The 11322-nt window shown below is 63.6% G+C and carries 11 protein-coding genes; 2 read left to right on the top strand and 9 right to left on the bottom strand.

What is annotated here, in order from left to right; all coding sequences use genetic code 11:
• Window positions 1-148 precede the first annotated feature (148 nt).
• The 9 genes from Q0S16_RS18275 to Q0S16_RS18235 all read right to left on the bottom strand — a co-directional run bounded on the left by Q0S16_RS18275 (window position 149) and on the right by Q0S16_RS18235 (window position 9369).
• Window positions 149-1126, bottom strand: a complete 978-nt coding sequence (locus tag Q0S16_RS18275; RefSeq protein WP_295851045.1) for an NAD(P)-dependent oxidoreductase — start codon at window positions 1124-1126, stop codon at window positions 149-151.
• 15 nt (window positions 1127-1141) lie between these two features.
• A complete protein-coding gene (locus Q0S16_RS18270) occupies window positions 1142-2014 on the bottom strand; it encodes a sugar phosphate isomerase/epimerase family protein (protein ID WP_295851041.1) in 873 nt (290 codons plus the stop codon).
• Between the two features lie 82 nt (window positions 2015-2096).
• Window positions 2097-3239 (bottom strand): ABC transporter ATP-binding protein, encoded by a 1143-nt coding sequence (locus tag Q0S16_RS18265; RefSeq protein WP_295851039.1) that lies wholly within the window; start codon window positions 3237-3239, stop codon window positions 2097-2099.
• Window positions 3240-3248: 9 nt separating this feature from the next.
• A complete protein-coding gene (locus tag Q0S16_RS18260; RefSeq protein ID WP_295851036.1) occupies window positions 3249-4364 on the bottom strand; it encodes an extracellular solute-binding protein in 1116 nt (371 codons plus the stop codon).
• A gap of 23 nt (window positions 4365-4387) precedes the next feature.
• Window positions 4388-5236 (bottom strand): ABC transporter permease, encoded by an 849-nt coding sequence (locus tag Q0S16_RS18255; RefSeq protein ID WP_295851033.1) that lies wholly within the window; start codon window positions 5234-5236, stop codon window positions 4388-4390.
• A gap of 1 nt (window position 5237) precedes the next feature.
• Window positions 5238-6116 carry an ABC transporter permease gene (locus tag Q0S16_RS18250; RefSeq protein ID WP_295851031.1) on the bottom strand — a complete coding sequence of 293 codons (879 nt, stop codon included), beginning with the start codon at window positions 6114-6116 and terminating at the stop codon, window positions 5238-5240.
• A gap of 178 nt (window positions 6117-6294) precedes the next feature.
• On the bottom strand, window positions 6295-7245 hold the full coding sequence (locus Q0S16_RS18245; RefSeq protein WP_295851028.1) for a LysR family transcriptional regulator: 951 nt from the start codon (window positions 7243-7245) through the stop codon (window positions 6295-6297).
• Between the two features lie 113 nt (window positions 7246-7358).
• The gene (locus tag Q0S16_RS18240) at window positions 7359-8243 is read right to left on the bottom strand and encodes an alpha/beta hydrolase (protein ID WP_295851024.1); all 885 of its coding nucleotides are present in this window, start codon (window positions 8241-8243) and stop codon (window positions 7359-7361) included.
• A 268-nt stretch (window positions 8244-8511) separates the two neighbouring features.
• Window positions 8512-9369 (bottom strand): VOC family protein, encoded by an 858-nt coding sequence (locus Q0S16_RS18235; protein WP_295851021.1) that lies wholly within the window; start codon window positions 9367-9369, stop codon window positions 8512-8514.
• Window positions 9370-9487: 118 nt separating this feature from the next.
• On the opposite strand from Q0S16_RS18235, the gene Q0S16_RS18230 reads away from it, so the two are divergent.
• Window positions 9488-10795, top strand: coding sequence for an FAD-binding oxidoreductase (locus Q0S16_RS18230; protein ID WP_295851019.1), 1308 nt, complete (start codon window positions 9488-9490; stop codon window positions 10793-10795).
• A 24-nt stretch (window positions 10796-10819) separates the two neighbouring features.
• Entirely contained in the window at window positions 10820-11089 is a 270-nt protein-coding gene (locus tag Q0S16_RS18225; protein WP_295851016.1) for a hypothetical protein, read from the top strand.
• The last annotated feature ends 233 nt before the right edge of the window (window positions 11090-11322 follow it).

The raw sequence follows: 11322 nt of genomic DNA, 5'->3' as shown, positions 1-11322 counted from the left end.
CGCCGGCCTGCGCAAAGGCCCTCGCGATGGCGGTCCCGATGCCGCCGCCGGCACCGGTCACGACGGCTGTCTTGCCCTTGAGGGAAAAGGCGGCGGCAAGCGAATTGGTCATGATATCTCCAGAGTGAGGGGTGAGTTCGGCGGGCAACTATCCCAAGCTCCGCTCGCGCTGCCATTGCGTGTAGTCGGCAAAAGCCTCCGCCTCGCGAAAGCGCGCGGAAAATCCGGTGTCCTGTCGCAGCCGTTCGACCGTGAAAGGGGGCCGCGCGGCCGGGCTGCCGACGCCGACATTGAGCACTGCTTCGTCATCGGTGATGAGGTAATCGAAAGCCGGGAACACCTGCTTGAGCCGGTCACACCACGCGGCGATCGACCAGCGGCTGCCGCCTGCGATCTGGTACAGCCCGTGCCGCAGCGATGGTGCCCGGAGCAACGCGAGAACGGCCTCCGCGATGTCCGAGGCATAGACCCAGTCGTCCGGCAGTCCGTCGCGGAACCGCGCGACCTGGCCGGCTTCCGCGATCTTGTGCAGTTGCAACGGCACGCTCAGCGTGTCGCGCATGCCGGTGTCGTATTCCCAGCGCCCGAACACGACGCCGAGCCGTGCCACGACAACATCGAGCCCCCGGGTGTCGCGGTAGCGCAGCGCGGTGCGCTCGGCGGCATATTTGCTGATGCCGTACAGGCTGACCGGCGACGCCGGCAGGTCCTCATCGATGGACGCGACGTCGGCGGCGACGGCGCCGTGTACCGAGCCGGTGCCAAGCTGGACCACGCGGGCAATGCCGCAGGCCAGCGCGGCTTCCAGCACTTCGATGGTGCCGCCCAGATTGACGTCCGCGATCAGCCGCGCCTGCTTGGTCTCGCGCGCCAGCCCCGCGGTGATCGCCGCGCCATGAACCAGCGAAACAACTTTATGCTCGCGGATCACCCGCATCAGTTGCTCACGATCGCGGACGTCGCCGATCTCGATATCGATCGATCCCGGCAGGCTGCGCAGATGACGCTCGGCCGCCGCCGGCGGGCGGTCGGGGCCATAGAGCACGACGTGCTCGTTCGCGGCCAGCAGGGTGGCCGCGATGTTCAGACCGACAAAGCCGGAGCCTCCGGTGATCAGGATGGGCATGATGCTGGCCTCTCGTTAGCCGTGACGGTGAGCGTCGGCCGTCGGCGCGAAGCTATAGGTGCCGCGCGCCAGTGTGGCGAAGTCGTTGACCACGGCGCGCATCGTGTCGCTGACGGTCCGGCCGTCAAGATCGTGGGCGAACAGCTCGAACTCGAATGACTTCGCATAGCCAAAGCGATGCAGCATTTCGAGCATGCCGCCGACATCCGCGACGCCTTCGCGGAGCAGGCAACGCTTGGGCAGCAATTCGGGCTGGCGCGGTTGCACCACGCCGCACAGTTGCACCAGCGTCAGCCGCGTCGCCAATCGCTCCAGCATCGGCTCGAGGTCTGGATCCCACCAGCAATGGAAAAGATCGAGCACCACGCCTAGCTTGGGATGGCGATCACACAGCGCGGCCGTCTGCGCCAGCGTGTTGAGCGTGGCCTTGGTAAAGATCCGGATCGGATGCATCGGCTCGACTCCGAGGCGAACGCCGTGTCGCTCCGCTTCGTCGATGATAGCGGGCAACTCGGACTCGAAAGTGCTGCGCGCGCGGGACAGCGAGGTGATGTCGTCCTCGGGGCCGAAATCGTGCAGGCCGCCGCCGATCAGCACGACGGTGTCGGCGGCAAGCTCGGCGGCGTTCTGGATCAGCGACGTGTTGATCGACCGCTGCTGCCTGGCGCGTTCGGGATTGCCCCACAGAAAGAAGCCGGCACTGTTGACGGAAGTCACGGACAGGCCGCGCTCACGCAGCATGGGCTTCAACGTGGCGACGGGAATCTCCGCGAAGGATCGTTCGGTCAGGCCGACCCCGCTGGCGCCGGCCGCGGCGGCTTCATCGAGGAAAGCAGTCAGCGAATAGCCGGCGGGCGCCAGATAGTGGTTGATGGAAAGTCCTGTCAAAGCACGGCATCCTGGGTCTGATCGGACCGGCCTGACGTCTTGATCGCCGGCTGAATCCTGAAAGGGTAAAGGGAAAAATCGGTCATGCCGGGAGAATCGTGGGACTGTCGAGCGTCCAGCGCACCCGCACTCGCTGTCCGGCGGTGAACGCCATCTGCCGGCCAGTATTGGCCGTATCGGACAGGATACTGCCCATCGTCCCAAGGTTGACGCGGCGCTGCAAGGTCGGCCCGCGGTAGTTCTCCTCCTCGAGGATGCCCTCTATCGAATTGCCCTGCTCGGTATCCGCCACTACCTCGACCTTCTCGTAGCGCAAGGCGATGAAGACCTCGGTTCCTGCCGCGAACGTCTCTGGTATCCGGGCCGGGAAGCTCTGGCCTTGCACCGCTATCGTTCCGGTGCCGTCGTCCTCGCGATGGGTCACCGTGCCGGTATAGAAATTCGAGTGCCCCATGAATTCCGCCACGAAGCGGTTGTCTGGCCGCTCGTAGACGGCGCGGGGCGTTCCGACCTGTAGGATCTTGCCGCCATCCATGACCGCGATGCGATCCGACATCGTGATAGCCTCGCTCTGGTCGTGGGTGACGAAAATGAAGGTCCCGCCGATCTCCCGGTGCAGCCGGCGCAATTCGTCCTGCATCTGCAGGCGAAGCTGCAGGTCGAGGGCGCCGAGCGGCTCGTCGAGCAGCAAGACTTCCGGATCATTCACCAGCGCGCGGGCCATGGCGATGCGCTGCCGCTGTCCGCCCGAAAGCTGGTCGATGCCGCGTTCGCCGAAGCCCGACAGCCGCACCAGAGCGAGCGCTTCATCGACCTTCTTGGCAATCGTCGCGCGCGGCAGGCGTTTCATTTCCAGTCCGAACGCGATGTTCTGCGCGACGTTCAGATGCGGAAACAGCGCGCCATGCTGGAACACCATGTTGGTACGGCGCTGATAGGGATGGTCGCCCAGCACCTGTCGTCCGCCGATCAGCAGCTCGCCGCTGGTCGGGTGTTCGAAGCCGCCGATGATGCGCAGCAACGTCGTCTTGCCGCATCCCGATGGCCCGAGCAGTGAGAAGAACTCGCCCTTCCTGATATCGAGCGTCGCGGCATTCAGCGCGTAGGTTTCGCCAAAAGACTTGCTGATATTGCGCAGGGAAACGGCGACTGCCGGATCGGAATGCAGGTCGACCGCCTCTGAACCGGAGGCGGCCACGAGCGGCATGGTGGGAACCATTGTCATCAAATTGTCCTAGGCACTCTTCACCTTGCTCCAGGTCTCGATCCACATGTTCATGTTGGTGGGGAATTTCAGACCATAATGCTTGATGCTGCCGTCGAAGATTCCGTAGCCATATTGCTTGCGGACCGCGTCGGTCAGCCCTTCTTCCGCGAAAGTGGAAGCCGACAGATAGCCGCTGCCGGCGGCGAGTTCCCGGGCGTAGCGCTCGCCGAGCATCGCATTGATGACGGCATGGGCGGCGGCAACGTTGCGGCAGTCCTTCGGAATATAGGACGTGCTGATCAGGGACAGCACGCCTTCCTTCGGCCACGCGCCGGTGATGTTGAGGCCGCGACGCTGCAAATCATTGCGCATCGGGACGACGCCATAGCAGGCGACGATCTCGCCGCTGCCCAGCAGATTGGAGCCCTGGGCGAAGGTCGCATAAAAGGTCCGGACATTCTTCTTCTTGGCGATCAGGAACTTGCCGACTTCGGTGAGGTCGGCGCGGTCCATCTTTTCCGGCTCCTTCTGGCCGAGATAGAGGCCGGCGGCCATCAGCATCTGGTGCGCGACATCCCACCAGCCGATCCGGCCGGCATATTTGTCCTCGAACAGCAGCGACCATGACTGGGTGTAGGGGTCATCGTCCGGCACCGCGTCGCGATTATACAGGATGGAGTCGAAGCCCCAGCTGTGCGGGATCATGTAGGTCTTGCCGTCGCGACTGCCGATCGCCGGCTTCGATGGCTCGTTGATATACTTCATGTTGGGGATCAGCGAGAGGTCGATCGGCTGGACCCGCTCGTCGCCCGCCTTGCCGCCCATCACGACGGGCTGCGAAAAGGCAAACGAGCTGTTCATCAGGTCATAGCGGGCGCCGCCGGGCGCGGTCAGCCGCGACACCGTATCAGTGCCCGACATGAACGGGCCGTCGATCACGCGGACCTTGGCTTCTTCCTCGGTAATCGTCTTCAGCTTCGGGGACAGCATGGCATTGACCATTAGCGCGGTTACTTCCGGCGATTGCGCAAAGGCTCGCGAACCGCCCATTCCGGTCGCTGCGGCAAGCGCGCCGGCAGCGCCGCCCAGCAGCGCGCGGCGATCGATGGCCACGAGGCCGGACGGAGTGTTTCGCGTGGTCATTGATCTCTCCAGGGTTCAAGGCGTCAGGATGAAGCGGGAATACGGTCGGCGCGGGCGGACATCGCAAAGCCGGCGAGGGAGACCAGCATCGAGATCGCCATGATCACCACGCCGACGGCGGGCAGGAACGGCGCCATCTGGTCGGACAGCAGCGTCCACAGATGCACCGGAACCGTGCGCTGGCTGCCGATCACGAACAGCGTGCGAATGAATTCATCGAACGACAGCGTGAAGGCGAACATCGCGGTGGCCACGACGCCCGGCTTGATCAGCGGAAAGGTGATCCGCCGGAAAATCATCAACGGCGTCGCGCCGAGATCGGCCGCGGCTTCCTCCAGGCTGCGGTCGAAGCCGTGCAGCCGCGGGAACAGCGTCAGGAAGGCAAAGGGCAGCACCCAGGTGACATGAACCGGGAGGGTGGTGGTCCATACGCCGAAGCGCACTTCGCCATAGCCGAAGAACATCAGATAGATCACGCCGCCGACAATGCCGGGCACCAGCATCGGCAGCAGAATCATCTTCATCAGAAGATTCTTGAAACGGAACTCCTGACGAAAGCCGATCGCCAGCATCAGCGCCAGTATGGTGGCGATCACCGAACTGGCAATGCCGAGCGCAACGCTGTTGCCGATCGACCAGAGCATCTGTTGCGAGTTGAACACCTCGGCATACCAGCGCAAAGTAGCGCCACGCAGCGGCAGGCCGATCGTCTCGGAATCATTGAATGACAGCACGACGAGCAGGAAGATCGGAAGGTACAGGAACAGATAGAACAGCCCGGCATAGGCTGCGAGGAAGGTACGGCGCGCGCGTTTGCTTGCTTGCGGGGCCGAGACGCCAGCCTGGGTCAGGGGGATCGTGGCGGATGCCATTTCAGCCTCCCATGAAGATGTCATTCAGACGCACGCGGCGGCCGAAGATGACGAGGCAGAGGAACACGACGACGATCAGCACCACCGACAGCGCGGCACCGAGCGCCCAGTTGTTGGTCACCGTATATTGCGGGGCAATGATGTTGCCAAACATGATGCCGGTGGTTCCGCCGAGCAGTTGCGGCGTGACATAGGCGCCGCACGCCAGCAGGAACACCATGACGCAACCCGACAGCACGCCGGGCATCGACAGCGGCAACACCACGCGGAAGAAGGTGCGAAACGGTCCGGCGCCGAGGTCGGCGGCGGCTTCGATCAGCTTGGGGTCCATGCGGTCGAGGGACAGATAGATCGGCAGCGACATGAACAGCGTGTAGACATATACCAGCGCGATATGCGTGGTGCCTTCATTGTAGAGCAGCCAGTCGAGCGGTTCCGAGATAATGCCTAGCTTCAGCAGGATGGCGTTGATCAGCCCGGTCCGCCCCAGCATCGGCAGCCACACAAAAGTGCGGACGACATAGCTCGACCAGAACGGCAGAAACATCAGAACCAGAAAGATGCCCTTGGTCCGGGTGGATCGTGACGCGATGAAATAGGCCATCGGATACGACACCAGCAGCGAGATGAAGGTGACGGTGGCGGCGATCCGCAGCGTCTGCAAAAGTACCTGGGCGTAGACAGGATCGGAGATGATGACGCGGTAATTGTCGAGCGACAGGTCGCGCGTGGTACCGAAGATGGTCGATGTCCAGAATGACATCGTCACCAGCAGCACAAGTGGCGCGACCGCGAAGACCAGCAACCATAGCGCGGCGGGGACGACGAGCAGCGCCTTGTAATTCCGGGGGGCGGCAATGGAGCCGGTTGGCGCCGTCAAATTTGAATCTGTAAAGTTATGGAATCCGTCAAGCGCATTTCTCGACTCCGCCAGCTCGAAAATCTATCGATGTCACGTTCGCGGTCCGCAAATTGCCGACGCGTCGAGATGCTAGGCGTTGTTCCGAGTGCGGAAAAGAAAAATTCGTCTAAGCCTGAGTTCACAAAAATCGAACGGGCTAGCCATTGAGCAGGAAGGTCAATAGACGGCGCGCGGCTGAATTCAATTCAGGCAACGAGCGAATGCAGACGGCATATTCACGTCGGGCCCACGGCTCGTCGATTTGAATGATTTTGAGATCATAGGCTGACATCAGCGGGCGTACGGCCCCTTCCGGTAGAATTCCGATTCCGAGTCCCTTGCTCGCCATCAACGCCATCACCTCGAAGCTGTTCACCTGCACCCGAACCTTGAGGCTTCGTTGCAGCACACGAGCTTGATCGGACAGGATGCGTCGAACTGCGGTGCCGTGCCGCAGGGTGACGAAATCCTGATCGACGATCTCTGCGAATTTTATATGGTCGCGCTGCGCCAGCGGATGCGACGATGGAACCGCCAGCACCAGACGATCACCATCGAGCGGAAAGGTCTCAAGCGGAAAGGTCTCGACGCCGCAGACGATCAGCCCGATGTCGACGCGCTTGCTCTTCAGCATTTCCAGCGTGGCTTCGGTCGGAAGTTCGTCGAGATCCAGCTCGATGTCCGGATGCAGCGCAGCAAAGTCGGACAGCTTGCCGGCAAGGGACTGGATCAGCACCGAGCTTGACGACGCGACGCGCACATAGCCGCGCAGGCCGGATTTATGCTCGGTCAGAAGGTGGTCGGCGCGAGCGACAAGATGCAGGATATCGCGGGCAAAGCGCAGAAACGTCAGGCCTGACGCGGTGGGCTGCACGCCGTGGGGAAGCCGCTCCAGCAAGGGAAGCCGCGCGGCGTGCTCCAGCAACTGAATGCGTCGACTGGCCGCGGACGGTGCAAGGTTCAAATGCTCGGCCGCGCGGCTTAGACTCTGAAATTCGCACGCGCAGACGAACAGTTGCAGGCTCTTGAAATTTTGGCGGTAGATTCGAATACCCAGACTTTCGAATGCCAATTCAGCGGACGCTGAGTTCCCAACATACGCAGTCACAATAGGTCAAATCACCCTCGGGGCAACTTGAACGCGGACCAGTATCATTGGCCGATAATGATGCAGCCTGCGGCGTAACCGCGCACCGGACGGATCATCTCGGCTTTATGATATTACGCCTTCATGCCGGTGATCGACGTGCTGATGGCGCGGGGGTCGCGCATCGGCCAGCGTCCGCTCTCGACATGGTGGAGGAAATCGCCGACCCGGCGGTTGTATTCCTCGGGATCCTCGATGTTGATCGTGTGCCCGGCATTGGGCATCACCGACAGCGCGGCCGATCTGATGCTCTGTTTCATCAGGATGCCCGGCAGCAGGCAGGGCCAGTCCTCATCGCCGGTGATGATCAGCGTCGGCACTGTCAGTTTCTTCATTTCGTCGACCAGCGCGTACAGCGAGGGTCGCTCCCTCTGCACACCGGCCTGGGTGTTCGCCGAGCCCAGCGCGGAATGTTCGCCCAGCATGGTCTTGAATTCGGCGAAGCCGCGCGGATCCTTGTTCTCGAACTGGACGCGGGTGGGGCCGTAGGCATATTTCTCCGCAAACGCCTTCATGCCGCCTTCCAGCAGCGTTTTGGCGATGATGTCGGCCTCCTTCTTGAAGCCTTCGCGCTTTTCCAGTTCCGCGCCGTAGCCGCAGCCGCCGATGCACAGCGAAGCGGCGCGGTCCGGATGGCGAAGCCCGAAATGCAGCGTGGCGAAGCCGCCCATCGACAGGCCGACGACATGCGCCTGCTTTTCCCCGAGGTGATCCAGAACCGCGAGGATATCGTCGGCGGCGCGCGCCTGCGAATAGGAGGACACATGTTCGGGCACGTCGGACGGCGGGAAGCCGCGGGCATTATAGGCGACGGCGCGGTAGCGCTTGCCGAAATGGCGCATCTGCGGTTCGTAGCTGCGCATGTCGCCGGCGAACTCATGGACGAAAATCACCGGGTGGCCGGTGCCGGTTTCCTCGAAGTAAAGCCGCACGCCGTCGTCCGTGGTCGCATAGGGCATTCAATACTCCGCTTCGCATGAGATCTGACGGCCGTCATTAGGTTCGCATGTGAATAGGCAAGTCAACGCGTCGTCGACAGTCGCGGCCGTCTGTTGTTGGAAAGCAGAAATCCAGGAATTGGAAACCGGGCTCGCCTGAATCGTTGGCCAGGTCAGCGGATGTTCCGCTGTGGCGTCAGCGCCAGTCGCGGAATTGGATCGAGCGGCTCCGCACGAGACGCCGCGTCGCAGTTGATACTGCCAGGCGCGGCGCTCTCCGGAAATGCTATCAGTTCGCCACAAAGGCGAGCAGCACGCCATTGGCGGCGGCGGGAGGCACCACCACGCCGGCGGCGCCGCGGTGGCCGGCGGCGCCGACGGCTTTTTCCGCGGCATCGAGGTCAGCCGCGACGAACACCAGCGCGATGCCGCCCCGCTCTGGCGCGCCATCCAGCGAGGTGCCCGGGAATTGCCCGGCCAGAACGTCGCGCGTGACGAACACGAAATCGGCGCGGTCCGAGCCCGAGGGTACCGTGAAGGCACCGTCAGCGTCGCTGCGCACATCGCCGTCAATCATTTTCGCCAGATGCTGCGCATCCTTCTCAGGCTCCGGCGAGACCACGATGACGCGCCGCAGGCGCTGCGCGGTGTTGGCGTGTCGCTGCAACTCTGGAATCCAGACCGTCTCGCGCGTCTTGTGCTGACAGGCGAAGATACGGATACCGCCCGGCGCTTCGGCGACCGGCCAGTGGAATACGCGAAATTTCGCCGCGCTCTCGCTGCCGTCCGGCATCGTCACCGGGCGCTCGAAATCGGTCGGCCCAACCGGCACATAGCCGCGCGCGCGAATTTCCTCGGCACCGGCGGTGGAATCGATCGCGGTGAAGGCGATGCGCTCGATGCCCTGGCCACGCCGGGCGATGAAGTCGCGCATCGGCGCGTTGTGCTCGGTCTCGGCGATGACCCCGAGCAGCTCGACATAATCGGCACCCAGCATGATGGTGTAATTGCCCGAGCCCATCTTGGCGCTGTGGGTGCCGCGCGGCGAGAGGGTGAAGCCGAGCTGTTTCCAGCCCGCCGCGGCCCCGTCGAGGTCCTTGACCGCGATGACGGCGTGGTCGATTCCGATGATGTTCTTCAGTTTCACGCGATGACAGCCCTGCAATGGATCAGCTTGATAGACTAGGCGGATCGCGCCAATGCTGCAACAAAGCGTGGTACGAACAAAGGCGGCTTATTCGCGCGCAAGCTGTTTTCAGGAAGGCATGACGATGGACACCGAGAAAGTCAGCTGGCCGAATTCGCTGTGGGCGGCGGCGACGCCCGAGGGTCCGGCGCTGCCCGCGCTGGTCGGTGATGTCGAGGCTGACGTCGTCGTGATCGGCGGCGGCTTCACCGGTCTCTCCACGGCGCTGCATCTGCGCGAGGCCGGTGTCGATGTGGCCGTGGTCGAGGCGATGGAGCCGGGCTGGGGCGCCTCGGGGCGCAACAATGGCCAGGTGATCCCGACGCTGTCGAAGCCCGATCCCGATGATATCATTGCCCAGCATGGCGCGGCCGGCGAGCGCTTTGTGGCGCTGCTGCGCGACAGCGCCGCGACCTTGTTCGATCTGATGCGCCGCTACCAGATCCAGGCCGAGCAGGAGCAGGCCGGCTGGGTGCAGCCGGTGCATTCGCCGGGCCGCATCAAGATCGCCGAGCGTCGCGTCAAGCAATGGTCGAAGCTCGGCGCGCCGGTCGAGCTGCTGTCGCGCGAGCAGACCCGGGCGATGCTGGGCTCGGACGCCTGGTTCGGCGGCTTCTGGAACAAGACCGGCGGTCACATCAATCCGCTGGCGCTGGCGCGCGGCCTCGCTTGCGTGGTGCTGGCGCAGGGCGGTCGGATCTATGCGCGCTCGCCGGTGGCCAGTTTCGAGCGGCAGGGCGATCGCTGGATCGTCAGGACGGCGCAGGGCCGCATCAGTGCCCGCGCGATGATCCTCGCTACCAATGCCTATACCGGCGAATTCTCCAGGATGCTGTCGCCCGCCATCGCCAGCGAGGTGATGCCGGTGCTGTCCTGGCAGATGGCGACGCAGCCGCTCTCCGAAACGGCGCGAAAAACCATCATTCCTGGCCGGCAGTCGATGTCCGATACCCATGGCGAGCTGTATTTCGCGCGCTATGACGCGCGGCACCGTTTGGTCACCGGCGGCAATGTGATCGGCCCCGGCAACAAGGCCGAACATCTGAAGACCATGGTGGCGGCCCGGCTGAAGCGGCTGTGGCCGGAGATCGGCGAGGTCAAGTTCGACTATGTCTGGAACGGCTATGTCGGCATGACCACGGATTTCATGCCGCGCATTCATCGGCTTGGTCCCAACGCCTTTGGCTGGACCGGCTGCAATGGCCGCGCGGTGGCGCTGTCGGTGGCGCTCGGCGGCGAGTTGGCCAAGGCGGCGCGCGGCGCGCGGGACCGCGAGCTGGCGCTGCCGTTCTCGCTGCCGGTGCCGATCGCGGCGCATGGCCTGATGCGCCTGGTCGCGCCGTTCATGCTGCTGCTGTACCGCCGCCGCGACGCGCGCGAAATATGATATCCGCGGGAAGGACATTCCAACATGGATGATCTGGAAAAGGCCGAGACGGTGCTGCAAGCCCTGAAGACGGCCGAACAGCAGCCGCCGCAGGCCGCATTGCCGATCCTGAACGGCCTCGCCGGCCTGGTGCAGGGCGACCCCGACGCGCCGCTCGAAGTCCAGGAGGTGCGCGCCGACGTCTTCATGGCGATCTGCGAACTCGGCAAGGCGCTGCATCGCGGCCAGCCCGCGGAGGCGCTGTGGGCGCCGGCGCTGACCGCGGCCAAGCGCTGGCGCGGGTTGCTGGGGTAGCGGTGGAGGGCCGTAGGATGGGTTGAGTCCTTCGCGAAACCCATCGCTTCCATGCGCGGCCGTGATGGGTTTCGCAAAAGCCCAACCCATCCTGCATGTTCTCTTGACATAAATCCTAACTAGGACTATTAGCTCTGTCGTCTTGTTCGCGAGGGGCGCTGTCATGAGGCGTCTTGGTAGCGGAGCAGGATGCGGTGTCCCGCGCGCGTGCCTCGCAAGCACGCCCCGGGAGG

It is taken from the genome of Tardiphaga sp., assembly GCF_025356345.1.
Lineage (GTDB): Bacteria > Pseudomonadota > Alphaproteobacteria > Rhizobiales > Xanthobacteraceae > Tardiphaga.
This window is presented reverse-complemented; position numbering and strand designations above follow the sequence as displayed.